Raw genomic sequence first — 26556 nt, 5'->3', positions numbered from 1 at the left:
TGATGGAGATTGGACTATATACCAATTAAACAAAGCTACTCTTTAATTTTCTCGTATCCATACGATATTGATGTATGAATCCAATTAACATTCCATAGAAGAAGCATCAGGCTTTGAAGGATATCTCTATTGAGCTCATTAAAAAGCCTAATATTGATTGGTTTTCCTTCAATGTCTAATATATTCTTCGCGTGAAAGATGATTGCTGGAGCAGCATATGGCTCTCTTTTAGAGCCGTCTTTATCCTTTACCCGTAATTGCCCGTCAACTGAAAACGTATTTATATAATGCGTTAAGAAATACTCTGAGACCGTCACCTCCTGCTTTAATATATCAGTAAAGATTTCAGAGAGTAGCTTAGTCCCGATTCATCAGGTTCAATAAAATAATCTGCCTTCGATTTCACATAAACTGTCCAAGCATCATCTAGTGAAATATCTTGCTTAGCAGCAAAGTTATGAACAGAATTAATTATATTTTCTTGCCCTGGCGGACCGACAATGATACTTAAATGGTGTGAATCGGATTGGTTTTGGTATGACATACCTTCCTCCTTTTTAGTGTTTTAAGGGAAATCCTAAGGTACACAATATGGAACAAATACCTAGTTCGTAGGGTGAACTATTCCTTTATTTAGGATGAATTATACTAGCAATTTAATTCATATTCTATAAGGTTTCTCAATCATGGCATATGATTTGAGTTTGGTGCGCTCGAGGTGATTCGAACACCCGACATTCGGCTTCGGAGGCCGACACTCTATCCAGCTGAGCTACGAGCGCAATATTTAGTTGATAAGCCGCAGTTTAGTGATACTAAAGGTTTTATGCTTTTTGCTCATATAAATCTCGCAATAAGTGCAAGTGTGATTATATGTTAATTATAATCAGGGGCATTTTTATTTGAATAGATAATAGGAGATCAATTATGGGTTTTTGGTTTGAAATTGTAGTTATTGCGCTTTTGTCAGCTATATCAATAAATTTACAGAGAATTTATTTATTGATGCAAAATAAAAATGGAATATAAAGCAATCACTTGTTTTTTTTGTTTTGAGCAGTTTGAAGTTTCGTTAGAGGTTGGAACCTCTTTTGTTGGGAGCATCAGCGAGATTTATGATTGTGAGGTATGTTGTAATCCAAATAAACTTGATTATGAAGTTTATGATGGGGAGATAAAAATCAATAATGTTGGTGATGGAAATGAGTAAATTTTTTCACAGCTTTCGAGTTACTTTTATACTTAATCTTCAAGTCCTGACATAGCCTCATCTAGGATTTCTTTACCATCTATGACGTCATAAACATACTTGGTGCAAGGAATATCATCTCCATTTTTATCCCAAGTCTCATAGTCAATCTTGCGAATTAATTTGAACTTATAGTCTCTCAAAGGATAGTCACTAAAAACTCGTTTATAAGTCTCATAGGAGGAGCTACAAGCACCGCCAGCATAATACAGCTGGATTGTCTTATTATCTGAATCAAACTTCGTTGTAGCATCTATATTGCTATATGGTAATGTGTCGGTTAAATCTAGGATATTAAAGTAGCTTGTATCTTCTATTTCCTGAATCAAATAGACCTCATAAGCATCGTGATGCCTTTGACCTTGCTTCCTATTAGCTATGACTAACTCCTTGATGCCATCAAAGTTCATATCGCCAAAAGCAAAGGGGGCATTAGCTATATCACTAAACTTCATTTTAATAACCTCTTTACTGGCTATAGTTTCCGCATCCATCCTATATTTTGGGAAACTGAACATCCTATTGCCAATATTGAAAAAATCAGTTTTAATGGTAAATTTGACGTCTCTATCAATTAGCTTGAAATTGATATTAGCAGGACCATTAAACATAGGCACTAATCCCCAGTTAGGAAACCATTCAACATCAACTATGTAGCGCCCTTGTATGACATCAGTGAACTCAATATAAATGGGTGTTTTGCCATCCAGTAATTGATAGTGAATTGGTAAGCCATTGTCCATATACTCAGCCAAATCATCTTCAGCAGCGGCATTGATTCCTATAGAGAGGAATAAAAGAAGGAGAAGTTTTTTCATAATCAAGTTATGAGGGATTCAGCCCCAGGGTGAGCGCCCAATACTGAAACTGATAACCACAATAGAAGAAATCCCAAAACGGTGTAAACTAGAAAGCCTACAAAAACTATGATTAAACCAATACCTAACTTACGATACTTGGTACGTTTTAGAAAAAATAATCCACAAAAAGGGACTAGTAAAAATCCTATTGTAAGAGGAGTAGGAACCAGAAAATCTATCATAATTTGTTTAGGTGAGAGAATCGTTCAGCAGTAGATTGTTGACTCTCAATCCCTACAGAAAAAATTTATATATTTCATGTTATAAAAAAAGCCCCCTCATTAGGACCCAAGTCAAGATTAATATGCCAATAATTTTAAGTGGCTTTTCCATGTTAAACCGATTGTGGTTTTTTGTTAATAATTAAAAAGAAAATGTAAGACATCAAACTTAATAATAAGAAAACTGAAAAGGACGCTTTAAATCCTATGATTTCACTAAAGCCCAAACCTTTAACTAAGTCGATTACAAGGCCAATAAACCATTGCATTATAAAAGCTCCTAAAAAAATTAATAAATTAAATGACGTAAGCGCCTTGCCTGCTAGATGGCTTTGAAAAGACAAGCCTACAGCTGGCTGTATTACAGTCAAGAAGACTGAAGTTAGGATAAATAATGTTATATAAAATGCACCCGCTTTTGGTCCTAAAAGGATAATAGTTAACATCACTAAAAAACTTAATGGTATGCCAAGTTTTAATATTTTTATTGCACTAAAACCCAAATTTGTAATCTTAGGTAAAAAATAACCCCATAAGAAAAATGAAACTAGCATTGTAATATTTATCCAAAACAATCCTGTAGCGCTTTCAAGAGGAGAATACCCTGCTACTCTTGTCATCCAGGGTCCTGCCCACAGAGTTTGGATTGCCATTAAGCCGCCATAATTAAACAATCCCAGCGGAATAACACTGATAAAAAATTTATTTTTCCATACATCGGCAAATGAGCCATTTAAAGACTCATCTTTTTGGTGATCCCATTTTGGAATAAAGGTCAACATCAAAATTATGCTAATTAGTATTAACACTGCAATTCCACCAAACATCCACCTCCAGCCCAGCGTTGGTAATAAAAGTTGAACAGGAAGTGTTGACGATAAAAACCCTAACGAAGCAATCATTAACATCCATGAGTTTGCTCTTTGCTGTTGGTTTTCCGCAAACCAAACTCTATATCCTGTTAATGGCGCCATTAGGCAAGCGCTTACCCCAACTCCAATTAATATCCTGGAAGCTAGTAAACCTGAAAAGCTTTGGGCTAGGGCAAAAGAGATAGTTCCAATAAAGGCAATTAATGTAAATGAAGATACAATTTTTTTGGGTCCAAACTTATCTAACAAATACCCAAGAGGTATTTGCATGGATGCAAAACCTAAAAAATAACCGCCAGCAAGCAGCCCCAAATCTGCTGCCATTAAATCAAATTCAATTGTTAATACTGGAGAAAGTGTAGCTGTGATAGCTCTTAACAAGCACGATAAAAAATAGCCAAAAGCAAAAACAAAAAAAACAATAATAGCTTGTTTTTTTGGAAGAATATAATCATCCATCGTTAAGTTTGAGTCATCAGGAAGAGCTTTTACTGAGGATTTCAACTTTAGTTTTTTCAAAACTAATGATTGTATTTCTTACCTCATAAGGTATTGAAGCTTTTCTATTGTTGACGTAATCAAATGCAACCACTTTTGCATCACCAATAGCGACAAGCCTTTGGTGATTATGACTCTTTACTTCATATTTCATAGTGAAATACTGATCTGCCATTGAGTTTACTCTAACGCCTACTGAAATACTATCTGGATAAAAAAGTGGATGAATAAACTTGCACTGGGTGGAGCCCAATATCGTTGAAATTCTTGACTCTCCAAACAAGTCACCAGAGTTTATATTTTCAAAGTATGCAATTCGAGCCGTTTGAAAATACTTGAAATACTCAATATTATTAACATGCTGGAGTGCATCCATATCTCCCCAGTCAACTTTAATGTCAATAATAAAATTAAAGTCTTTTAAAATTTTGTCCATATGAAATGCCCTTAATCCATTTTCTTTTTTAGATTTAAGATGACAATTTTAGTTCAGCATACATCTTTATAAATTAAAAGTTAAAATGTTCTTCATAAAAACTATATTATTTCTTCATGCTATATTGTTAGTTTATTAGTACAATTAAATTTTTTTTTGAGACCTTCAGGCATCCTTATGATCAACTTAAAGACTTTTTTTAAATCTTTTGCGCTTTCAGTTTTTATTTTATTTGCAACCTCAACTGTTGCAGATGATGACAATTACTCACCCCTTGACTCCCCATCATTCTTCGAGGGGCTAAATACCTTTACTGCTGTATTCTCTCAAATCAAACAGATGTATGTTGATGACATTGATGATGAAACACTTTTTAACAATGCTATAAGGGGTCTCATTGAAGGACTAGACCCTCATTCGAGTTTCTTAGAGCCAGTTGCTCAGTCTAAGGTCAGCGAGAGCACTATGGGTAAATTTGGAGGTCTTGGGATAGTCATTGGTACTAAAGGTGACTTTATAGAGGTAGTATCTCCAATTGATGATACCCCTGCTTACAGGGCTGGACTCAAAGCAGGAGATATTATTTTGCAAATCGGTGACCAAAATGTAAGTCAAATAAATCTCGAGGAGGGTGTCAAGCTTATGAGGGGTGCTCCTGGAACAACCATTAAACTAACAATTGGTAGGCCTGATATTGCTCCTTTTGTAGTCGAGATCACCAGAGAAGTTATCACAATAACTTCGGCCAAAGGTCTGATTGTCTCTGATGGTATTGGTTACCTTAGAATCGCACAGTTCCAAAGGCCAACAGCTGAGGTTGTAGAAAAAATTATTGCTAACTTAGTAAGGAAAAATGAAGGTGATCTTGATTCACTGATTATTGATTTAAGAAATAATCCTGGTGGACTCCTTGATTCTTCAATTGATATTTCTAATTTATTTATTGATGAGCCAGGAATCGTTGTTTACACGGAAGGCAGAACTCCTACTTCAAATATGTCTTTTCCAACTAAACCGGGTGATATCTTGAATGGTGCGCCAATTGTTGTCCTCATGAATGTGGGCTCTGCATCAGCCTCTGAGATTGTTGCTGGCGCTCTGCAAGATCACAAACGCGCTATCATTATGGGTGAAGAGTCCTTTGGTAAAGGCTCCGTCCAGTCCATGATGAGTCTTCAGGATGGTTACGGTCTTAAACTTACAACTGCTAGATATTTCACTCCCTCAGGAAGATCTATCCAAGCGAAGGGAATTTCTCCAGACATTGCACTCGATAACATTTCATTGAAAGATGAAGATGAGGAAGAAGAGTCAATAGACTTTAGTTCAAAGGAAAAAGATCTTAAGAATGCGCTATCAGCGCAGGATGAAGATGAAACTAAACCTGAAGATACATCAGATTCAAAGTCAGACTCTACTGAAGTTGATACTTTAGGTTCGCAAGATGAAGTTAATCCGACTGAGCTTACCCCAGAGGAAATCCTTGAGTCACAGGATAAGATTGCTGCTGAACGTGATCAGGAGTTCATAGACCTTTTACTCGAAGACTACTATGTCCATGAAGCTGTGAACGTTCTTAAAGCTTTAAAGATTTATAATAAATAAAACCAAGGTGCTCTCAGTTATTGAATTGAGGGCACTTTTAATCTTTAGTCAAATCCACCGATCCTACTAAATTGCATGGTGTTGAAGTTCCAGTCCCAGTGCATCCAGATTCCAATTGCACGCCCTATAATGTAATCCTCTGGGACGAAGCCCCAGAATCTAGAATCACTGCTGTGTGCACGATTATCACCCATTACAAAATAGTGTCCCTCAGGGATCGTAATTTCAGGAAGCTCTTTTGAGTGCCCTTTGGGATTTAAAAGGATTTCATGAGGCATTGAGTCTATGAACTCTTGAACAAGTTTGTAGTTATTCATGGGTTTGCCTGAGTCGACACCGATATAAGGCCCAATTATCTTAATATCCATTGAATTATCGTTGATAGTCAATTGATCATTTTTATATGAAATTATATCGCCAGGACCAGCAACAATTCGTTTAATAAAATCAACCCCTGAATAGCCAGGGTTTTTTTCATAATTTGGATACCTAAATACAATAACATCACCCCTATTTGGTTTTGAGAATTCAACAAGTTTGGAGTTTGATATAGGGAGTCTGAAGCCATAATCAAATTTATTGACTAGTATAAAGTCACCCGTTAAAAGCGTCGGCATCATTGAGTTTGATGGAACACGAAAAGGTTCAAATATAAACCCCCTAAAGACTAACACTAAAAGTAAAACAGGGAACAACTCGATTGACCACTGAACAAGTTTAGGCCTGTGGCTATATTTTTCAGATTTTGAGAACTTTAAAAAAATTAAAAAATAGGCAATTTTGCTAAATTTTGATTTTTCTACTATGGCATCTGATGCAGGCTCTTGATCACCCTTAGAAAGAGCTAGATCAATCAAAACAATAACAATTGCAAATATCATTGCAACAAATAGCCATGAGAGAACATCCCAAGCAAAGAATGGTTCAGCGTTTTTTAATACTGCTTCGTATATAGACATAGAATAGAGTTTTTTTTAAAGGGCGTATTATAACAACCTGATGGCTTTTTGCTTAACTTAGTATCTAAGCGCTTTCAGTAATACTCATTCCGATTGAGTTGGCTAGTGCAACAAAATTAGGGAAAGATGTTTTTACATTATCAACCCCTTCAATCTTTATATCTGAATCTGAACTGACCGATGCAATGGCAAATGCCATAGAGATGCGATGGTCATGGTGAGACTCAATGGGTGTGGTTTGTTCTTTAAATTTACCGCCTACTATCCTAATACCATCTTCTAGCACATGATTTAAAATACCCAGCGATGTTAATCCATCAGCCATCACTTGTATCCGGTCTGACTCTTTCACTCTAAGCTCTTTTGCGCCTGTCAGAAGGGTTTCACCATCAGCACAACAGGCAGCAATAAATATTGCAGGGAACTCATCAATAGCCAGTGGGACTAGTTTTTTTGGAATTTGAATCCCTTTGAGGTTTGAAGATCTAACTCTAATATCTGCAATTAATTCACCAGCTTCAACCCTCTCATTCATCAGCTCTATATGGCCGCCCATTAATTTAAGAATATCAATGACGCCTGTTCGAGTTGGATTGATGTTAACCGCTTCTAAAACAATATCAGCATCATCTGATATGCATGCTGCAACCATAAAAAATGCTGCTGAAGAGATATCACTAGGCACTTCAATATTGCAAGCCTTTAAGTATCCTCCACCTTCAATCGATATTTTGTTGGGTGAGGTTTGAACTTCATAACCAAAGCCTCTGAGCATACGCTCTGTATGATCTCTTGATATGCCGTTCTCAATAACTGTTGTAGAGCCTTTACTATAGAGGCCTGCTAATAAGATACAGGATTTAATCTGAGCTGATGCAACAGGCAAAGTATACTCGATAGCCGACAAAGTCTTTCCGCCGTTAATCGAAAGAGGTGGCATTGAATTTAGACCTGAGATGTCTGCACCCATTTGACGAAGAGGCTCAATCACTCTTCCCATTGGCCTTTTGGATAGTGATTTGTCTCCGCAAAGCTCTGAGTTAAATGATTGTGCACTCAGAAGGCCCGACATCAGTCGAATTGAGGTTCCTGAATTTCCAAGATTTAAAGAGTTTGTTGGCATTTTTAAGCCATGCATTCCAACACCCTGAATGATCACATCAGAGCCTTTTCGCTCAATAGAAACTCCCATTTCCTTGAATGCGTTCAAGGTCGCCAAACTATCCTCTCCCTGAAGGAATCCTGAGACCCTAGTTGTTCCCGTTGCAATTGAACCGAGCATGATAGATCTATGGGAAATTGATTTATCTCCAGGCACCCTGATTGATCCTGATAATGATTTAGAGTGTGACGTTACAAAGCTAGCCATCGATTAACTTAACCTACCCATGAATCTCTTGTATTTTTCGCAGTCCTGAATAGCAACTCAAGTTTTTCACTGTTATCGCTATTGATAGCATCTTTAAGCTCACTAAGAGTTGCTTGATAGCCATTTATATGATCAGTGATTTGATCTTTGTTTTGTAGGCAAATATCTCTCCACATGACAGCATCGCCAGAGGCAATCCTTGAGAAGTCTTTAAACCCTCCACCTGCATAGATTGAAGCCGTTGGGTTTTGACTCACTAGATAATTGACAAGAGAGAAAGCAAGCATATGGGGTAAGTGGGAGGTCATACCAAGTAGCTCATCGTGAGACTCAGGACTCATAAAGTCTACATCAGCACCAACCTTACTCCACATGTCGTGAATGATTTGAGTGGACTCAGGCGCATTATTCTCTAAGGGCGTAATGATGACTTTCTTGTCTTCAAATAGATCCGGAACGCTGGCCTCAAAGCCACTCTTTTCCTTTCCAGCAATCGGGTGTGCAGGTACAAAGCATTTAGATTTTTTAGCTAAAACTTCGTTCACAATTTTTATGATATTAGTTTTAGTGCTGCCAACATCAGTAATAATGACTTGATCAGAGATGAATGGCTCTATTTCTTTAAGTATTTGCTTAAAAGTTCCAACTGGAGTAGCAATAACAACGATATCAGCATCTTTAATTGCCTCAGCCATATCAGTTGATAGCTCATCAATGATATTGCCTTTTTTAGCCTTCTCTAGTCGAGATTGATCTCTACCATATCCGCATACTAAATTAGCTAATTTGTTAGCCTTTATGGCTTTTGCAAGAGAGCCTCCAATAAGTCCCACACCTATGATTGTAATTTTATTTAGCATAAGATTTTGTTAAGAGCAGCTATGAGATGTGCATTTTCTTCGAAAGTGCCAATTGAAATTCTAAGATATCCACTCATCTCAACAGGCCTAACAATGACTCCTTCTTTAAGAAGAGCGTTATATATGTCCATGGCATCATCAAACTCAACAGCAATAAAATTTGCATGCGATGGTATAAAGTTTAAATGAAGCGATTTAAAACATTCGACCAACTGCTCGTATCCATCAGAATTGACCTTGATAGATTCTGACAAGTAGTCATCATCTTTCAAGGCAGCAATAGCCGCAACTTGTGCTGTGAAGTTCACATTGAATGGCTCTCTGACGCGATTAATGAAATCAGCAATTAGAGGGCTACAAAGTGAATATCCAACTCGAAGACCAGCTAGTCCATATGCCTTAGAGAAAGTGCGAGTAATGATAAGGTTACTAAATTCACTCAGCCATTCAATGGCAGAGTCATCAATATTTAAATATTCAAAATAGGCTTGATCAAGAACCACAGGAATGCCTTCAGGAACTTGTTTTAAAAAGTTATAAACCTCTTTATCAGTAAGAAGTGTGCCAGTTGGGTTATTAGGATTAGCAACAAAAATAAGTTTAGTATTCGTTGTAATCATACTCAGCATTGAATCTAAGTCGTGGCCAAAGTTTTTTGCAGGTGAGACAACAGCAGTTGCCCCTAAAGCCTGAGTGACAAGTGGATAAACAACAAATGCATACTGTGAAAAAATAACTTCATCAGTTTGTTTTGAGACAAAAACCCTTGCGATTAACTCTAATAGCTCATTCGACCCATTACCCAATGAGATCATCTCAGAGGTCACATTATGTTTGGTTGCGATAGCCTTTTTAAGTTCGAAGCAATTACCATCTGGGTAACGATTGATACTCGAAAGTGAGTCATTAATTGCCTCTTTGACTTTACTGCTGATCCCTAAAGGATTCTCATTGGAGGCAAGCTTAGAAATTTTAGTTAAGCCAAGCTCTCTCGCAAGCTCTTCAATTGGCTTTCCTCCTTGATATGGACTCAAGCCAAGGATTGATTCACAGGCGTTCATAAGACTGCTATTGGGTACGAGCCAAGAATTTCCAACTTAGAGACTTTAGATTTGATCTTGGAGATAGCATCTTTCACAATGTCGTTATTTTGATGCCCTTCTATATCAATAAAAAACAGATATTCCCACTTTACACCAGGTATGGGGTGTCTTGCTAACTGGAGCATATTAATGTTGTTATCTTTAAAAGGCTCCAATAGATCAAAAAGAGCACCAGATTCGTGCTTTGTCACAACCAATAGTGAGGTTTTGTCATTTATTCCCATTGGCACTTCATCCTTTCCAATAACTATGAAGCGAGTAACATTTCCAGCATTATCTTCGATATTTTTAGCTACTCTTTGAAGACCATAAATGTTTAAAGCAACCTTTGAGGCAATGGCAGCAGCATTAGGCTCATCTTTAACCATTCTAGCACCTAAAGCATTTGAAGCTACTGGCCTTAACTCTGTATTTGGATAATGATTAGCTAGCCATCTATGGCACTGATCAAGTGCTTGTTGGTGCGCATAAATTACCTTAATTTCTTGAGATTGATCCTGCATCATAAGGTGATGAGCAACAGCAATTTCAACCTCTCCACAAATATTTAAGTCATGACTATAAAGCATATCAAGAGACGTTCCAATGACACCATTTGAGGAGTTTTCAATAGGAACAACGCCATATTGCGCATTATCAGTTTCAACTTGATGAAAAATCTCATCCACTGTTCCACAGTCAAGCGGAGAAACGCCATGACCAAAATGTTTGAGTGCTGCTTCTTGAGTAAACGTACCCTCAGGACCTAGAAAAGCGATTTTTAGTGGCTGCTCAAGTGCAAGGCATGCCGACATAATCTCTCTAAAAATGAGAGCAATATCTTTGTCCTTAAGAAGACTTTTGTTTCTTTCAATCACTTTACTGAGAACTTCAGCCTCTCTCTCAGGACGATAGAAAGCAGTTTGAGTATTTGATTCTTGCTTAACTAGTGCAACCTCTGCAGCGAGGTCTGCACGCTCAGAAATAAGGAGCTGAATCTTTTGATCCAGTTCGTCAATTTCTGACCTTAAATTTTGAAGCGACCTACTTTTCATTAGCAAAGCTTTAGTTGAATGTTTTGGGTGTATTTTACCTAAGACTTAATCCACTTAAAAGCATTGTTATTATTATGTATATGAATAAAAAAAACTTTAGTAATTAAACTATTGCGCATTTTTTAAAAAAAGATATAATCTGACTAAATTTGACGACGGAAGTTGGTGTGATTCCAACGCTGCCCTCGCAACGGTGTTTCTTCTAGATTAGTCCGATACGTGTCAAATTGATTTACTTAATACTACGATGGGTGGTGAGTTAAGGATTCATAATTGATTGACTCTTTATCTCTCAATCCCTCTTTAAATTTCTATTTATAAGGGGTCATAATGTTTAATAAAAAAATATTTCTTGCTGTCTCTTTTTCAGCACTTGTTTTATCGCAACCTTCAAACGCTGTAATCGGTCCAATCAAAATTACTTTAAATCCTACAGAGTTATCTTCTAATTACTTTAATGAAGTGGATACTTTTGCTCCATTTTCATCAGAGGTTTATACGCAAGATGATATTAAAAATTCAAATGCAACCAATATCTATGATTTTTTATCACAAAACACCTCGCTATCACTTGCTCCATCGTCTGGAAATAGATTTTCTAAAAAAATCTCCGCTCGTGGTTATGGTTTAACTATTGGTTCTCATAATCTTGTTGTTACTTTAAACGGCAGAAGACTCAATAATATTGATACTAGTGGCCCAGAAATTGCTGGAGTTAACATCAATGATATTGAAAGAGTCGAAATTACTAAAGGAAGTGGGTCAGTAATTTATGGTGATAGCGCGATGGCAGGTGCTATTCATTTTTATACAAAAAAGAATATACAGACTAAAATATCAACAACCTCAGGAAATTATGGCGTCTCTCAAACCTCTGCATCTGTTGGTATTAATGATGAAAAAATTGACTTAAATATTTCTTTAGATAACTCCAAGCATGATGGCTTTCATAAAGCTGCTACTGGAGGAGTTAAAGATAAAGGCAAACAAACTAAATCAAGTATTGGTGGCACCTATACTACTGATGGTGGGACAGAAATATCACTAGACCTTTATAGAACTAATTCTGACATTAGATATCCAAACTACCTTAGTGATGCTCAATTTGAAGCTGACCCAACTGGAAGTGGATCTGGAAGCAGATACACCTACCGTGATGCTGAGTCAAGTACAACTAACTTCAAAGTAAAACGTAACTGGGGTGAAAATTTTGAATTCACAACAAATAGATCAGCTATTGATAAAGAAAGTAGAAATTTTTACTCTTACTCAGGAGCAACCGTTGATAACTACAAGTATGATTATAAGAGCAATGACTACCTATTAACATATACAAATGGAGAAATAAAAATTGATAGTGGTGTAAATATATTTGATGGGAAGAGAACAGTTGAATCAACCAGTGTTAGCTCTCGTAATACAACTTCAAAGGAAAACTTAGGTGTATTTTCTCAGCTTCAATATTTCAGAAATGATTCAGTATTTACCGTTGGTGCTCGCTCGGAAAAAGTAGATTATAATTACAGCCCTGAGTCTGGCACTGCATTGTCTGGCGAATATGATTTAAATGCGTTTGATATTGGTATAAATACCTCTTTGAGCCCTAATACCACTATATTTACGAATTATAACCATGCCTTTCAAGCCCCTTTAATTGATCGATTCTTTATTTCTGCTACATGGCCTGCTACCGGTCAAGTATTCAACGGGTTTGTCCGCCCATCTAAAAGCAGAACCTTCAATATTGGACTAAACCATCTAACTGATAATTCCAAGACTAAGTTAACCTTATATCGCTCAAATATTAAAGACGAAATGTTTTTATGTAAGTCAAATGCAGCATCAGATTGTGGGCTATATGGTGATAATCTAAATCTTGATAAATCTCATAAGCAAGGTCTAGAGCTTCAGAATAAATATGTTTTTAGTCCAAAATGGTCCACTAGCCTTAATTACGCTTATACAATTGCTAAGATAGATTCGGATGATAAAGGCGAAGGTGTATTAAATGGAAAAACAAATCCAATGACCTCAAAGCATAATATTTCAGCTTCTGTTATATATAGCTTGAGCAATAAGACTAATATGACACTGACTCAAAAATATCGTAGTGAAGCTTTTGCAGAAGAGGATTATGCAAATATATTTACAAAAAAACAGCCGGAATATAATTCAACAAACTTTAACTTTTCTTACAACCCCAACGATGACCTAAGCTTTTCTTTTGATGTTGAAAATTTATTTGAAAATAGCTATGGAACGCGTTTGAGAGATGATGTTATATACCCAGGTAACTCGACTAGAAATATTAAAGCAGGACTTACATACAAATTTTAATGCACTATGAAGGCTTAATTAGATGAGTGAAACTAGCTATAAAAAGCGCATGCAGCGTAAAAAAGAATATATTGATTCCCGTATTGATGAAGCTAATATTGATACTGGAATCATTGTTCTTTTGACTGGTAATGGTAAGGGGAAGTCATCTTCAGCTATGGGTATGATTTGTAGAGCTCTTGGATATAACATGAAGGTTGGTCTTGTTCGCTTTTTAAAGGGTGAGCAGCAGACAGGAGAAGATCTTTTTTTAGATAATCACCCAAATATTCTTTCTGCTCATATGGAAAGTGGTTTTACATGGAACACTCAAGATCAAGAACTGGATAAGAAAAGAGCCATTGAAACCTGGCTTGAGGCAAAAAAATTTCTTTCTGACTCTAAGATTTCTGTAGTTGTTTTAGATGAAATTACTTACATGATTAATTACAACTATCTTGATGAAGCTGAAATTTTGAATACACTATCAAACAGACCTGAGAATCAACATGTCGTTATAACCGGAAGAGCTGCCAGTAAAGGCTTAATAGATGCTTCGGACACTGTGAGCGAGGTTGAGGATGTAAAACACGCTTTTAGAGCTAATATTAGAGCTCAAAAAGGGATTGACTTATAAATAATTAACTGTTTTCTAAAAGGTATTGAATTGCTTGATATAAATACCCAACTGGAATCACTTGTATACCTTTTATGGGCTTTTTGGGCTCATTCCCTTTCGGGATAATAGCCAGCTCAAATCCTTGCTTTTGAGCCTCAGATAGCCTTTCCTGGGCATTATATACCGGCCTTACTTCACCGGTTAATCCAACCTCGCCAAACGCAATCCATTTACTTGGGATTACTTTATCTCTAAGACTTGAGACAATAGAGAGCATCACAACTAAATCTGATGCAGTTTCGCTCACTTTAATACCACCAACTACATTGATAAAAACATCCTGATCAAACGTTGCAATTCCTGAATGTTTATGAAGAATAGCAAGCTGAAGAGCAAGTCGATTCTGATCTAGCCCTACGCTGACTCTTTTTGGTGTTCCATTCGATTGATCAACCAGTGCTTGTATTTCGACCAAAAGCGGTCTGGTGGCTTCTCTAGTAACCATGACCATTGATCCAGATGAAGGATTCTCTTGATTAGAAAGGAATATAGAGGATGGATTGCTAACTTGTTGAAGCCCCTTTTCACCCATCGCGAATACGCTTATCTCGTTCACTGCACCAAAACGATTTTTTACAGCCCTAATAATTCGATAACGACCCCCAGCATCCCCCTCAAAGTATAGGACTGCATCCACCATATGTTCAAGTATTCTTGGTCCCGCAAGCGCTCCACCCTTTGTTACATGGCCAATCATCAATAAAATAGTATTAGTTTGCTTAGCGAACTGAGTAAGCTGAGCTGCGCAGTCTCTGACCTGAGTTACAGATCCAGGCGCTGATGCTGAAAGATCAGTCACCATCGTTTGAATAGAGTCAATAACAATCACTTTTGGTTTTACGTCTTTAGACAGCTTGATTATTTTCTCTAAGTGAGTTTCACCTATAAAAAGAATATCCTCCTTAATACCAAGTCTAATTGCCCTTTCACTAACCTGCTCAGCAGACTCCTCTCCACTGACATACAAAGTTGTATTATCACTATTGAGTTTAGCCAAAGCTTGAAGAATTAGAGTAGATTTGCCAATTCCAGGGTCACCCCCTATCAGAACTACTGATCCATCAACAAGACCACCACCAAGTGTTCGATCTAACTCCGATAGGCCAGTTGAAAGGCGATCTTTATTTTGTGCTTTAATCTCAGTTAGATTTTGAACTTTTGAAGCTGGAAGGTCCTTTAAGCTCTCTGGCTTGGATGATGTTGCTTGCGATATGACAATTTCTTCAAGTGTGTTCCATTCTTTGCAGTCTAAACACTGGCCAGCCCATTGGTGGTGAGACGCCCCACACTCTCGGCATACAAACTCTACTTTTGTCTTAGCCATAAGATTACTTATTGATTAACTTGTCAATTTCACTCTTGAATTCTTCGATATCTTGGAACTGCCTATAAACAGAGGCAAAACGAATATAGGCTACTTCATCAAGCGCTCTAAGCTCCTCCATAACCCACTCACCTAGCATCGAAGAAGGAACCTCTCTATCATTTTGCGCCATCAATTTCCTTTGAATTTTTTGAATGGCCATTTCAATTTTTGAAGTTTCAACAGGTCTTTTTTCAAGCGCCTTTAGCAAACCTGAGCGTAACTTATTTTCACTGAAGCTCTGCCTAGAATCATCACTTTTAATCAACCTTGGAAGGTTAAGGTCAACGGTCTCTCGAGTTGAGTGTCTCTCCCCGCATGCTAAGCACTCCCTTCTTCGGCGAACTTGTGAGCCATCATCCAGTAGTCGAGTATCTAAAACCTTGGTGTCATCAGATTGACAAAAAGGACAGCGCATCTGAGTTACTTATAGACTGGAAATCTAGAGCAAAGCTCTTCAACCTTTACCCTAACTTCATTTATGACTTCATTATTTTCAATATCATCACAGATGTCACAAATCCAGTTAGTGATATCCTTACACTCAGATTCACCAAAACCACGCGTCGTTGCCGCGGGAGTTCCAATTCTAATTCCACTGGTTACAAATGGAGATTGAGGGTCATTTGGTACAGAATTCTTATTAACAGTAATATGGGCTGAACCTAGAGTTGCATCAACTAGCTTTCCTGTCAATCCTTGCTCAATAAAGCTAACTAAAAATACATGGTTATCAGTTCCACCTGAAACAACATCATAACCTCTTTCCATAAAGACACCAGCCATCGCTCTTGCATTTTTAACGACTTGCTTCTGATAAGACTTAAAGTCCTCACTCATCGCTTCTTTAAAGGCAATAGCTTTAGCTGCAATAATATGCATTAATGGGCCACCCTGGATTCCAGGAAAAATGGCAGAATTAAGTTTTTTTTCTATTTCTTCGTTGGCTCTGGCAACAATTAAACCGCCACGAGGCCCCCTTAAAGTTTTATGAGTTGTTGTCGTGCAGACATCAGCAATATTTATTGGCGAAGGATAGTCACCTGTGGCAACTAGACCTGCGACATGAGCCATATCTACTAGTAGATAGGCATCAACCATATCAGCAATATCCCTGAAACGCTGCCAATCAATAATTCTTGAGTAAGCTGAGAATCCAGCAATAACCATTTTTGGTTTGTGCTCTAGAGCAAGTCTCTCAACCTCATCATAATCAATTTCACCAGTAGACTCATCAAGCCCATACTGAAAGGCTTTGTAGTGCTTTCCTGAAAATGATGGCCCCGCACCATGAGTCAAGTGCCCACCATGAGCAAGACTCATGCCTAATATTGTATCACCCGGAACTAGAAGCGCTTGAAAGACTGCTGCATTAGCCGTTGAGCCTGAATGTGGCTGAACATTGGCATAGGCCGCTCCAAAAAGCTCTTTTGCTCTGCTGATAGCAAGAGTTTCTGCAACATCAACATGCTCACAACCACCATAGTAACGCTTACCAGGATAACCTTCTGCATATTTATTAGTCATTTGACAGCCTTGAGCGTACATTACAGCAGGAGAAGTATAGTTCTCAGATGCAATTAATTCGATATGAGCCTCTTGCCTAGCTTCCTCAGCACTTATGACCTTAGCGATATCGGGATCAACATCATTTAATGTAAGATTTTTATCAAACATAACTCGCTCCAAAAATAGATAATTAATATGATGATTTTAAACGCTTTATTTCAAAAAGCATAGAGATAATTATTCTTTTTTTACAAGCATTTATAGTATGATTTTTATATGGTTATTATTTAAAAATATTTAAAGTATATCCTTCAATAAATTACTCAATTTCTAGAACAAATAATCCATATTTCAAAGTGGTAAAATTGACATTTTTAATTCCCATAAAAGAATGAAAGTTCTCGTTTTAGGTGCTGGAGTAATTGGAACAACTTCAGCCTATTTCCTTGCTAAACAGGGACATGATGTTACTGTCATTGACAGGCAAGATAGTGTTGCTATGGAGACTAGCCATGCGAATGCTGGCTGCTTATCCTATGGCTTTACATCCCCTTTGGCGTCTCCTGGACTTCCCCTTAATATTTTAAAATGGGCTTTGTCAGGGCGATCACCTCTTGTTGTTAACCCAAACATGAGCATTGAGACTATTAAGTTCATGTATCGATTGTATAAAAACTGTAATTTAAAAAGCTATGAAGTTAATAAAAGTCGTATGCTTAGAATTGCTAATTACTCTCAAAAAGCATTACTTGAAATTGAGGGAGATTTTGATATCAATTATGTGCAGAGAAAACAAGGCTCTCTTCAACTTTTTTGGGATTACAAGGAGATTGACAAGGCAAAGAAAGATATTTCAATTTTAGAAAAATTTAATATTAAATCTGAGCTTCTTGATCCTGAGGGTTGTTTAAAGATTGAGCCTGGCCTTAAATATGTAAAAAATAAAATTGCTGGGGGGATTCAATTTACAGATGACTTTACTGGAAATTGTTATTTATTTTCAAATGAGATTTATAAAAAATGTTTAGAAATGGGCGTTAATTTTGAGTTCAAGACTGAAATTAATGCCATTGAAACACACAATAATGCAGTTTCTGCAGTTTTAACCAGTAAAGGGGAATTTAAAGCGGATTGCTATTCTGTTTCTCTTGGTAGTCACTCCAATAACATCCTCTCTCAAATTGGCATTCAAACTCCTATTTATCCTGTCAAGGGATACTCCATCACTCTCCCTGTTTTGGCTGATAAAGATGCCCCTCAATCTACAATAATGGATGAGAGGAATAAAATTGCAATCACCAGGCTAGGAGAGACAATACGTGTTGCTGGAATTGCTCACTTAACTGACTTTAATAAGGAATTAAGAGCCAAATCACTCGAGTCTCTAAAGCAAGGTATAGATAGATTATTTCCCAACTCATATGAACAGACAAATGATTTAAATTTTTGGACGGGCTTTAGACCAAGTACGCCGGATAGCACTCCGATTATTGGGCCTACGCCTTACAGTAATTTATATCTAAATACAGGGCATGGAACCCTTGGATGGACAATGTCAGCGGGTTCTGGCAAACTATTAGCTAATTTAATTTCTGGAAGTGAGCCTGAAATATCTTTAGAAGGAATAGATATGAGCCGTTATAGCTTTGCCAATAGAACACCCCAAAATTATGGCTAGAAAATGCATTGCCTCGATCAACCTTAGTGCAATTAAAAAAAACTATCTCTATGCTAAATTATTAGCTCCTCAATCCCAGGTGATAGCTGTTGTTAAGGCAAATGCCTATGGCCACGGCGCTATAGAGGTTGCCCACCAACTTGAAGGTGATGCTGATTGTTATGGTGTTGCTTGCTCTGAAGAAGCCCAGGAGCTTAGAAATTCAGGAATTCTCTCCACGCCCATACTTTTGATGGAGGGAATTTTTGAAGAGTCTGAGATAGAACTGGTAAGCCAATTAAACCTTTGGCTGGTTGTCTGTAATTCCCTTCAAGTGCAATGGGTGCTTAATAATAAGTCAAACTTCAAATTTAATATTTTTATTAAAATTGACTCTGGTATGGGGCGTTTAGGGTTTCAAGAGGATGAATTTATAAAAGTTTCTCAACTGCTTGAAAATAGTAAAAATGTTGAAAACATCACATTAATGTCACACTTTTCCAGCGCAGATAACCTAGAAAGTAACTCAACAGACAAACAATTATCAAGATTTAATAGCCTTCTAGGTTCAAATAAAAAACGAGCTTCGCTCGCAAATTCGGCTGCAATAATGGCTCATGGAGATTCACATAGAGACTTCATAAGGCCAGGAATTATGCTTTATGGCTCTTCCCCTTTTCCATTCAGTGAGAATTTCAAGGATCTGCTGCCAGTCATGACACTCTCTTCGACAGTTATTTCTATTAAACGCTTTAAAAAAGGACAAACTATTGGCTATGGCGATAGATTTACCTGCAAAAAAGATACTACTATTGGCGTAGTTGCAATTGGTTACGGCGATGGATACCCCAGAAGTGCTAGGGATGGTACACCCGTTTTTATTAATGGCTCTGTTGCCAAACTAGCAGGCAAAGTCTCTATGGATATGATCACAATTGACTTGGATGGGGTTCTAAATCCTCAAATAGGTGATCGTGTGGAGCTTTTTGGAGATAATATCCCTGTTGACGTGGTTGCTGAAAACTGCAATACAATTTCTTATGAGATATTCACAAAAATTACAAATAGGGTTTACAAAACTTATATCTCTTAAACTCTAAAGCTAATATAATCTCCAATGTATATTTTTAACATTCTTTAATCATGTTGACGTCAACTCAAATCTCATCCTACAATAAAAATGGCTACCTCGTTGTCAAAGACTTTCTTAGTGACGCCCAAAGAAAACTTCTAATGGAACGTGCTGAAGCGTTAATTGATGATTTTGATCCGTCCTCATCGCACTCAATTTTTACAACCAACGAACAAGAAAGATCAAGTGATGATTACTTTTTAAGCTCAGGAGACCAAATTCGATTCTTTTTTGAAGAAAAGGCGATTGATAGCAAGGGTAACTTTACTGTTCCAAAGCAAAAATCAATTAATAAAATTGGTCACGCACAGCATGAATTAGATCCAATTTATAAAAAGGTGATTAATTCGCTTGATATCCCAGAGATTGGTAAGCAATTAGGAATTCAAAAACCTCGCAAACTTCAATCAATGCATATCTTTAAACAGCCTAATATTGGTGGTGAGGTCGGCCTTCATCAGGACTCAACCTTTTTGTATACTTCTCCAAAGAGCTGTATTGGATTTTGGGTAGCACTAGAGGATGCTAATATTGAAAATGGTTGCCTTCAAGCGATTACAGGTGGTCACACAATACCGTTAAAAAAGCGCTTTAAGTTGGCTAAATCTGGCGGAACAGAGTTTGAAATTTTAGACGAATCCCCCTGGCCTGATACTGCTCTTGATCTTTTGGAAGTGAAGGCTGGAACCCTCATTATTCTTCATGGTCAGCTTCCTCACTATAGCGCTGAAAACACATCAAACAAATCGAGGCAAGCTTTTAGCATTCATTTAGTTGATGATAATTGTCATTATGCTGAAGACAATTGGTTACAATCATCCATCTGAACATACTTATTAATCAATATAGCTATGCACGATAGACACGTCGTTGATATACACAACATCGAGTTCATGCCCTTTGATCGATACGGATCGCCCGTCCCAAAGATGAGCTGGCATATTATCAGTTATGACCAAATATCAGGACAAGGAAGCTACGTCTTAAAAATGGATCCAGGCGCCCAAACTGTTCCCCATATGCACATGGGATTTGAAGAATTTATTATGATAGAAGGCGAGCTCATTGATTCAGATGGCACTGTATTTCGAAAAGGAGAATTTGTTTCTTTTGAGCCTGGTAGTGAGCACTCATCATTTTCTGAGACCGGCGCTTTAATTATTGTTTTTCAAAGAGGCCTTAATAAAGCCTCTAATTCAGAATAAAGCAAGAAAAATTAATTGGAGATCGTATGCCAGCACAAATAAGAAAAACTTTGTTACACGTTGAAAAAACCTATATTGAGGGCAACAAAGAAGCCCCAAAACCTCTAACCCTTATAGCGGCAGTTGCAGTCATTAAAAACCCTTGGATTGACTTGCAAAAAGGTGATCAATTTATTAATGATCTGAAGCCTGGTATTCTCGATGTCGCTCCAGGCCTCGGTGAGAAACTAACCGAGATGATCATTAATGAGGCCGGCTCGGGTGAAAATGTGGAAGGCTATGGTAAATCAGCAATTGTAGGCCTAAAAGGTGAAATTGAACACGCCTCAGGGATCATTCACACCCTTCGTTTTGGTAACTTTTATCGAGAAGCGGTTGGTGCTAAATCCTATCTCTCTTTTTGTAATATACGAGGAGGTGCAAATGCGCCTATCATGATTCCACTCATGGACAAAAATGATGCAGGGCGTCGATCTCATTATCTAACCATTCAGCTCTCTATCCCTGACGCTCCAGCCGATGATGAAATTGTAGTGGCATTGGGCGCCTCAATTGGAGGCAGGCCTCACCATCGAATTGGTGATCGATACCAGGACCTCAAAGATCTGGGGCATGATATAGACAATCCTGCTAGCGTTTAGTCTGAATCTAGCTGAGACTCTAAAGCTTCCTCAGCAATAACCTCCATTCCAACAACGCTTGGTCTTTGAGCCATGACCTGGAAGTTTGCTTGGTCAGACTCATCAACGTCATCAGTAATAAACATCATGCCAAACACAATGATTGCAATGAGCACATGAACACCAGCCAAATAAAGCAAGAATCCAAACTCATCAAATAAGTTAATAAAGTAACTCATCGAAAATGGACCTAATGCAGCAAAAAGACTATATACAAAAATAATGGTTCCACTTGCACTAACCATTTGGCTGGGCTTTAAGCGATCATTCGTTTGAGCAACGCCCAGAGAGTATAGCGGCAGAGTAAATGCTCCAATCAAGCCATTTAATATCAAAAAGACTGTTTTTGAAAATTCAAACAATGAAAGCAAGATGCAAATACTGGTTACCACTAGACAACACAACAGAATAACCTTGCGTCGATCAATCTTATCTGATAACCATCCTAATGGCCACTGAGAGGCTGCGCCAAAACCAATAAAGAGGGTCATAAATAAGGCAGTTTCAGAAACACTTAGCCCAGACTTAATCGCATAAATAGTTCCTACTCCAAAAAAACCAGCAGAAGCCAATCCAGAAACTCCTAATGTTATAACGCCCGATGGAGATGACTTCCATAGCGCCTTGATGCCCAAAGATTCTTGTATTTCGGTATCGGGTGCTTTAATCTCAGTCAGTAGAATGGGTATGAGTGAAACAGACAATAGGATCGATGCCAACAAAAATAAACTGACGCCTGCAGGATTATCTACAACAAAAAGGCCCTGCCCCATTGCTAGTCCTCCCCAAACCACGACCATATGGATTGAGAATAGTTGCCCCCGATTCTCATTAGACGAGATGGAATTAAGCCACCCCTCTACAATAATCATTATGCCTGCAACACAAAAACCAGACAGAAATCTGGAAATAAACCAGACAGGCGGCTCGATAAACAATATTTGTATTAATATCGCCGTTGAAGCGATCGACGCATATGCGGCGTAAGTTCTGATTTGGCCGGTTTTTTTGATTTGAGCTGGTGAAAGCATTGAGCTTGCAAATGCCCCTAAAAAATAACCAGACATAACTAATCCAGTCGTAATGACTGAAAAGCCCTCATAGTCTGCTCTCCAGCTACTGAGAGTTCCTTGTAGGCCGTTTCCTAAGCTGATAAATAATATGCCTAAAAATATAGGCCATATAGAGCGCATGACAATTGTCAACATAATTGTTTATATAATCAAATAATCTTAAAAAAGCGCGAATTATAGTGTAATTTAATATTGTATTTGATAAATATGGTAAAAAGTTTTTAATGATTGATATTCCTACAAAAATTTGGACAGTATATCTCCTTGAGTGTGGAGATAAAACGCTCTATTGTGGAATCACGAATGACCTAGAAAATCGCCTGAAACAGCATGCAGGAGAATTGTCTGGAGGCGCCAAATACACAAGAGCTCGTAGGCCATTAAAAGTAGTCTATCAGGAAAAAGTTAGTTCAAGAAGTGATGCCCTTAAAAGGGAACTCATTATTAAGAAAATGAGCAGAGAAACTAAACTGAGTTTAGTGAATAGTTTTAAATCACTTTAATTTTGAAGTTGATTCAAATCATTGAGCACCATCTGAGAGTGAGTGCTTGGCTTGACAGAAAGATAAATCTTTGCAACTTTTCCATCTGGATCAATAATAAACGTGTTTCTTTTAGCGCTCTTAAAGCTCATAAAGTTATTAAGAGAGTCGTAAGCCTCAGAGACCTCTCCGGACTCATCAGATAGTAGTGAAAATGGGAGGTTATTTTTATCAGCAAAACGCTTGTGAGACTCAACACTATCAAGGCTAACACCAAAGACATTTGACTTGCTTGCAATAATTCTTTTGACTGCATCTCTAAAGTCACAGGCCTGAGTAGTACAACCTGGGGTGTCATCCTTTGGATAGAAGTACAATATAACCCAGCTTCCTTCATAATCACTGAGTTGGTGCTGGATACTGTTTTGATCACTAAGATTAAAATTTGGAGCTTTACTGCCGACCTTGATCTGTGCTAGGGAGGCAAATGAAAAAGGCAATAGAAGTGCAACAATAATGAATTGTTTGAATAATCTAGTCATTTGCAAAATTTAAGAAATAGTATCTAAGGCTTTAAAAAAGAATCAATATTTGAGTAATTCTTCGCACTACGTTTAGCACTAAGATACCAATTCATAGCTTTGATAAGCTGTTTTTCATCAATGTTATTTCTTTTGCAATATGAAACAGTAGATCTTTTAAGCGAATTGTTAGGCATTGTTTTTTGCATTTAATATTGTTAGTTAAGAAAAGTACTTTAGTTGGCCGGTAGGAGTAACCTGCCAACTAAAGCGGGTACCTCAGTTGTCAAACGGAGAGAGAATGACATAGGTATTCGAGGTTCTTTAAAAACTGATACATAAACTAAATATCTAAATATTGTTTTTAGCTATTAGAGACTTACAAAATGGTATGTATAATCTAATCTAAAGATTAGAGTATTAACGATTTGTTTAATCTGCAACTTAAAGGGGTAGTAGTTGCAGAAAAATCTCTAATAAACTAAAAACAATATGCACATAATAGTCTCCAACACTCGTTGTCAAATGTTGAATATATGGAGTTTTGATGAAGACTTTATGAAGATTCTTTCTTTTGTTTTGTTTTAATTTACAATGCCACTTTCTTAAATAAATAATGATCTAAATATGGAAACAATCTTAATAGTTGAAGATGATAAAACAATCGCTGAAAGTATCTGTTTTATTTTAGAAAAAGATTCTTTTAATTGTAAATGGTTCGACAATGGAAAAGATGCACTCGAGTTTCATAAAGACAATGAGGTTGATTTAATCTTACTCGATGTCGGCTTGCCTGACATGAGTGGATTTGATTTACTAAGAAAAGTCCGTGAGAAGTCTAACTTGCCAGTGATTATTATCTCTGCAAGGGATGATGAATCAGACCAGGTTCTTGGTCTCGAGGGACTAGGTGCCAACGCCTACGTTACAAAACCGCTTAGCCCAAGACTGGTTGTCGCACATGTTCGCGCCCAACTCAGAATGGTCAAACCTGAGGTTAAAAGTGGTGACTCCAAATTTAGTATTAATCACGCTATGCAAAGAGTCGTGTTCATGGATCAAGATCTTACGCTAACACCCGCTGAATTCAAGATACTCTCGCATTTAGTCAAAAACCCTAACAGGGTCCACTCAAGGGAATACTTAATGAGTATTATTTGGGATCGTCCTCATGGCTCAGATATTAAAACTATTAACACGCATATCAAATCAATACGCAAACGTCTTCATGAGCTGGATGAAACTAATGAATACATTGAAACTCATAGAGGTATTGGATACAGCCTTATTGAATGAAGCGATTCAAGCTTAATATTGGCACAAAACTCTTTCTTCTCTACTTTATTGTAAGTTCAAGCCTTTTATGGTTATTTGCTCAAAGAACAACCTTTGAGTCTGCAAAATCAATTATGGTTGAGGTCTCAAGTCTTATGAGCCGTGTTGCCTCTCAAAACAACAATGATGGTGAAATTGATCTAGAAACCTTTGAAACTTTGATTGTCAATTACCTTCGATCTCAAAGGAATACGATTGATACCAACAGCCCTCAAAAACTTGAAAACTTAGCGATTTATGTCACTGACAAAGATGGTCTTTTGGTTCTGGATTCAAGAGGACTTACTCTAGGCACAGATATGCGAGCTGCTAATGAGGTTGAATCTGCCCTGAGCGGCATGATAGATTCAACAAGTGTAGTAACAGAAAAAGTAACTGGAACAAAAAAAGCCAGAGGCGTGGTCATAGAATACTTTCTGAAATCAAGATTTTTAAATGCCTCAAATCCTATTTATGGAAATAATGGTGAAATAATTGGAACCGTTGTGGTGGTTGCTCCTCTCATTGAATTAATGGGTGAGAGCTATCTCCTAAGATTTATCTTTTATATCTTTGTTATCTCCTTACTCTTTGGCTTTTTGGGAAGTTATCGTATATCTAGAAATATTAACCGCGTTCAAAAATATACGGCCAACCTCTTCAGCGGTGAAGATGTTTTGATGCCTGACCTTAATAATCAGTTCAATAAGCTTGCAACAACAATTAAAGATGCTAGAGCAGACGTTGAACTGAAAGATGACGTTGAGCAATATATAGACACTCTCGCTCATGAGCTCAGAACACCTATAACAGGTATACAACTGACCGCTGAAAACCTTTTAAGTCCGATGAGTGATGCTCAAAGAAAGCGCTTTGTAGAGAATATTCTAGAATCGAACAAGCATATGGACCTTCTTGTCAATAGGCTACTTGACTTATCAAGAATTGAAAGGCGAGAAGCACTTAAAAACGTCGAAACACTGAGCATTAAAGAAGCTGTCAATACGGTTTTAAAGGAGCCCAGTCGTGTTAAAACAATACTAGATAAGGATCTCAATATCGATATTCAAATTAGCAGCAATGCAACACTGAAGGCTGAAAAAATACTTTTAGTTCAGGCCATTGGAAATATCGTCAATAACGCGTTAGATTTCACACCCGCTTCTGGAAAAATTACTATTAAAGCCTCTCAAACGAACTCTGCTATTTCTATCATTGTTCTTGATGATGGGCCCGGAATACCTCCTCAAGTTATCAATAAACTGTTTACAAGGTTTTTCTCAGTGACAAGGCCAGATACAGGGGTTAGGGGGAATGGTTTAGGTTTAAGGTTTGTTAGAAAAATTATGAAGCTCCATGGAGGAGAAATTAGTTTGCAAAATCGTTTTATTCAGCAAGGCGCTGAAGCGAGACTAAGATTTCCACTCAACGTTAAATAGTGGATATTGAAATGTCTATAAAAGTTGAGTTTATTGTGTCTAAAAAATTGTAATTTGTAATGATAGACAAATCTTATTTATATGGTATTATTCGCGAGTTTTTAATGAATTTTTTAATCT

At 37.3% G+C, this 26556-nt stretch carries 27 protein-coding genes, 1 tRNA gene and 2 riboswitches; of the genes, 12 read left to right on the top strand and 16 right to left on the bottom strand.

The genetic code is table 11. The annotated features are described in order from the left end of the window. Nucleotides 1-35: 35 nt before the first annotated feature. The 3 genes from AC5YGB_RS04540 to AC5YGB_RS04530 form a co-directional block, all read right to left on the bottom strand. Nucleotides 36-317 (bottom strand): hypothetical protein, encoded by a 282-nt coding sequence (locus tag AC5YGB_RS04540; RefSeq protein ID WP_496136731.1) that lies wholly within the window; start codon nt 315-317, stop codon nt 36-38. Nucleotides 318-325: 8 nt separating this feature from the next. Next, the gene (locus AC5YGB_RS04535) at nt 326-544 is read right to left on the bottom strand and encodes a hypothetical protein (RefSeq protein WP_496136729.1); all 219 of its coding nucleotides are present in this window, start codon (nt 542-544) and stop codon (nt 326-328) included. A gap of 3 nt (nt 545-547) precedes the next feature. Further along, nucleotides 548-615, bottom strand: a riboswitch (SAM riboswitch). 90 nt (nt 616-705) lie between these two features. After that, nucleotides 706-782, bottom strand: a tRNA-Arg gene (locus AC5YGB_RS04530). A 236-nt stretch (nt 783-1018) separates the two neighbouring features. On the opposite strand from AC5YGB_RS04530, the gene AC5YGB_RS04525 reads away from it, so the two are divergent. Then, nucleotides 1019-1210, top strand: coding sequence for a zinc ribbon domain-containing protein (locus tag AC5YGB_RS04525; protein WP_496136728.1), 192 nt, complete (start codon nt 1019-1021; stop codon nt 1208-1210). 32 nt (nt 1211-1242) lie between these two features. Here AC5YGB_RS04525 and AC5YGB_RS04520 read toward each other — a convergent pair whose 3' ends face one another. The 3 genes from AC5YGB_RS04520 to AC5YGB_RS04510 all read right to left on the bottom strand — a co-directional run bounded on the left by AC5YGB_RS04520 (nt 1243) and on the right by AC5YGB_RS04510 (nt 4136). Beyond that, entirely contained in the window at nt 1243-2067 is an 825-nt protein-coding gene (locus AC5YGB_RS04520; protein ID WP_496136727.1) for an XAC2610-related protein, read from the bottom strand. A 376-nt stretch (nt 2068-2443) separates the two neighbouring features. Then, a complete protein-coding gene (locus tag AC5YGB_RS04515) occupies nt 2444-3661 on the bottom strand; it encodes an MFS transporter (protein WP_496138015.1) in 1218 nt (405 codons plus the stop codon). A gap of 16 nt (nt 3662-3677) precedes the next feature. Then, nucleotides 3678-4136, bottom strand: coding sequence for a thioesterase family protein (locus AC5YGB_RS04510; RefSeq protein WP_496136725.1), 459 nt, complete (start codon nt 4134-4136; stop codon nt 3678-3680). A gap of 177 nt (nt 4137-4313) precedes the next feature. Here AC5YGB_RS04510 and AC5YGB_RS04505 point away from each other — a divergent pair, with 177 nt between their 5' ends. Beyond that, the gene (locus tag AC5YGB_RS04505; protein WP_496136724.1) at nt 4314-5741 is read left to right on the top strand and encodes a S41 family peptidase; all 1428 of its coding nucleotides are present in this window, start codon (nt 4314-4316) and stop codon (nt 5739-5741) included. Between the two features lie 44 nt (nt 5742-5785). Here the strand turns inward: AC5YGB_RS04505 and lepB are convergent, their stop codons facing one another. The 5 genes from lepB to pheA all read right to left on the bottom strand — a co-directional run bounded on the left by lepB (nt 5786) and on the right by pheA (nt 11066). Continuing rightward, entirely contained in the window at nt 5786-6700 is a 915-nt protein-coding gene (gene lepB, locus AC5YGB_RS04500; RefSeq protein WP_496136722.1) for a signal peptidase I, read from the bottom strand. 64 nt (nt 6701-6764) lie between these two features. Further along, nucleotides 6765-8069 carry a 3-phosphoshikimate 1-carboxyvinyltransferase gene (gene aroA / locus AC5YGB_RS04495; RefSeq protein ID WP_496136721.1) on the bottom strand — a complete coding sequence of 435 codons (1305 nt, stop codon included), beginning with the start codon at nt 8067-8069 and terminating at the stop codon, nt 6765-6767. A gap of 8 nt (nt 8070-8077) precedes the next feature. Further along, on the bottom strand, nt 8078-8929 hold the full coding sequence (locus AC5YGB_RS04490) for a prephenate dehydrogenase/arogenate dehydrogenase family protein (RefSeq protein WP_496136720.1): 852 nt from the start codon (nt 8927-8929) through the stop codon (nt 8078-8080). Further along, complete coding sequence (hisC, locus tag AC5YGB_RS04485) at nt 8923-9990, bottom strand: histidinol-phosphate transaminase (protein ID WP_496136719.1); 1068 nt, start codon at nt 9988-9990, stop codon at nt 8923-8925. The genes AC5YGB_RS04490 and hisC overlap by 7 nt, the downstream gene beginning before the upstream one ends. Beyond that, nucleotides 9987-11066 (bottom strand): prephenate dehydratase, encoded by a 1080-nt coding sequence (gene pheA / locus AC5YGB_RS04480; protein ID WP_496136718.1) that lies wholly within the window; start codon nt 11064-11066, stop codon nt 9987-9989. The genes hisC and pheA overlap by 4 nt, the downstream gene beginning before the upstream one ends. A gap of 123 nt (nt 11067-11189) precedes the next feature. Continuing rightward, nucleotides 11190-11307: riboswitch (cobalamin riboswitch) on the top strand. An 89-nt stretch (nt 11308-11396) separates the two neighbouring features. On the opposite strand from pheA, the gene AC5YGB_RS04475 reads away from it, so the two are divergent. Further along, nucleotides 11397-13403: a TonB-dependent receptor domain-containing protein gene (locus AC5YGB_RS04475; RefSeq protein ID WP_496137998.1), complete on the top strand. Its 2007-nt coding sequence runs from the start codon at nt 11397-11399 to the stop codon at nt 13401-13403. Between the two features lie 22 nt (nt 13404-13425). Continuing rightward, nucleotides 13426-14019 (top strand): cob(I)yrinic acid a,c-diamide adenosyltransferase, encoded by a 594-nt coding sequence (cobO, locus tag AC5YGB_RS04470; RefSeq protein ID WP_496137997.1) that lies wholly within the window; start codon nt 13426-13428, stop codon nt 14017-14019. Between the two features lie 4 nt (nt 14020-14023). Here cobO and radA read toward each other — a convergent pair whose 3' ends face one another. From radA to glyA, 3 genes are read right to left on the bottom strand one after another with little or no spacing between them, the layout of a single operon-like run. Further along, nucleotides 14024-15385, bottom strand: a complete 1362-nt coding sequence (gene radA, locus AC5YGB_RS04465; protein WP_496137996.1) for a DNA repair protein RadA — start codon at nt 15383-15385, stop codon at nt 14024-14026. A gap of 4 nt (nt 15386-15389) precedes the next feature. Then, nucleotides 15390-15842, bottom strand: a complete 453-nt coding sequence (nrdR, locus tag AC5YGB_RS04460) for a transcriptional regulator NrdR (RefSeq protein WP_020028140.1) — start codon at nt 15840-15842, stop codon at nt 15390-15392. A 5-nt stretch (nt 15843-15847) separates the two neighbouring features. Then, entirely contained in the window at nt 15848-17101 is a 1254-nt protein-coding gene (glyA, locus tag AC5YGB_RS04455) for a serine hydroxymethyltransferase (RefSeq protein ID WP_496137995.1), read from the bottom strand. 223 nt (nt 17102-17324) lie between these two features. Between glyA and AC5YGB_RS04450 the strand changes: the two genes are divergently transcribed. From AC5YGB_RS04450 to AC5YGB_RS04430, 5 genes are read left to right on the top strand one after another with little or no spacing between them, the layout of a single operon-like run. Further along, nucleotides 17325-18611, top strand: coding sequence for a D-amino acid dehydrogenase (locus AC5YGB_RS04450; protein ID WP_496137993.1), 1287 nt, complete (start codon nt 17325-17327; stop codon nt 18609-18611). Further along, nucleotides 18604-19683 (top strand): alanine racemase, encoded by a 1080-nt coding sequence (gene alr / locus AC5YGB_RS04445; RefSeq protein ID WP_496137992.1) that lies wholly within the window; start codon nt 18604-18606, stop codon nt 19681-19683. Before AC5YGB_RS04450 ends, alr begins: the two co-directional genes overlap by 8 nt. A 50-nt stretch (nt 19684-19733) precedes the next feature. Further along, nucleotides 19734-20549: a phytanoyl-CoA dioxygenase family protein gene (locus tag AC5YGB_RS04440; RefSeq protein WP_496137991.1), complete on the top strand. Its 816-nt coding sequence runs from the start codon at nt 19734-19736 to the stop codon at nt 20547-20549. 24 nt (nt 20550-20573) lie between these two features. Then, entirely contained in the window at nt 20574-20927 is a 354-nt protein-coding gene (locus tag AC5YGB_RS04435) for a cupin domain-containing protein (RefSeq protein WP_026364839.1), read from the top strand. Nucleotides 20928-20953: 26 nt separating this feature from the next. Further along, nucleotides 20954-21568, top strand: a complete 615-nt coding sequence (locus AC5YGB_RS04430; RefSeq protein ID WP_020025503.1) for an amino acid synthesis family protein — start codon at nt 20954-20956, stop codon at nt 21566-21568. On the opposite strand, the gene AC5YGB_RS04425 is transcribed toward AC5YGB_RS04430, so the two are convergent. Next, entirely contained in the window at nt 21565-22815 is a 1251-nt protein-coding gene (locus AC5YGB_RS04425; RefSeq protein WP_496137990.1) for an MFS transporter, read from the bottom strand. The two genes, AC5YGB_RS04430 and AC5YGB_RS04425, sit on opposite strands and share 4 nt — an antisense overlap. A gap of 89 nt (nt 22816-22904) precedes the next feature. Here AC5YGB_RS04425 and AC5YGB_RS04420 point away from each other — a divergent pair, with 89 nt between their 5' ends. After that, nucleotides 22905-23183 (top strand): GIY-YIG nuclease family protein, encoded by a 279-nt coding sequence (locus tag AC5YGB_RS04420; RefSeq protein ID WP_496137989.1) that lies wholly within the window; start codon nt 22905-22907, stop codon nt 23181-23183. On the opposite strand, the gene AC5YGB_RS04415 is transcribed toward AC5YGB_RS04420, so the two are convergent. Continuing rightward, nucleotides 23180-23704 (bottom strand): redoxin domain-containing protein, encoded by a 525-nt coding sequence (locus AC5YGB_RS04415; RefSeq protein WP_496137988.1) that lies wholly within the window; start codon nt 23702-23704, stop codon nt 23180-23182. The genes AC5YGB_RS04420 and AC5YGB_RS04415 overlap by 4 nt on opposite strands. 606 nt (nt 23705-24310) lie before the next feature. Here AC5YGB_RS04415 and AC5YGB_RS04410 point away from each other — a divergent pair. Beyond that, a complete protein-coding gene (locus AC5YGB_RS04410) occupies nt 24311-24979 on the top strand; it encodes a response regulator (RefSeq protein WP_020025508.1) in 669 nt (222 codons plus the stop codon). Next, nucleotides 24976-26436, top strand: a complete 1461-nt coding sequence (locus AC5YGB_RS04405; protein WP_496137987.1) for an ATP-binding protein — start codon at nt 24976-24978, stop codon at nt 26434-26436. The genes AC5YGB_RS04410 and AC5YGB_RS04405 overlap by 4 nt, the downstream gene beginning before the upstream one ends. The last annotated feature ends 120 nt before the right edge of the window (nt 26437-26556 follow it).

The sequence above is a fragment of the Candidatus Pseudothioglobus sp. uisw_142 genome (genome assembly GCF_059512465.1).
Note: the sequence above shows the minus strand (reverse complement) of the source record. Positions and strands in the feature narration are given on the sequence as shown.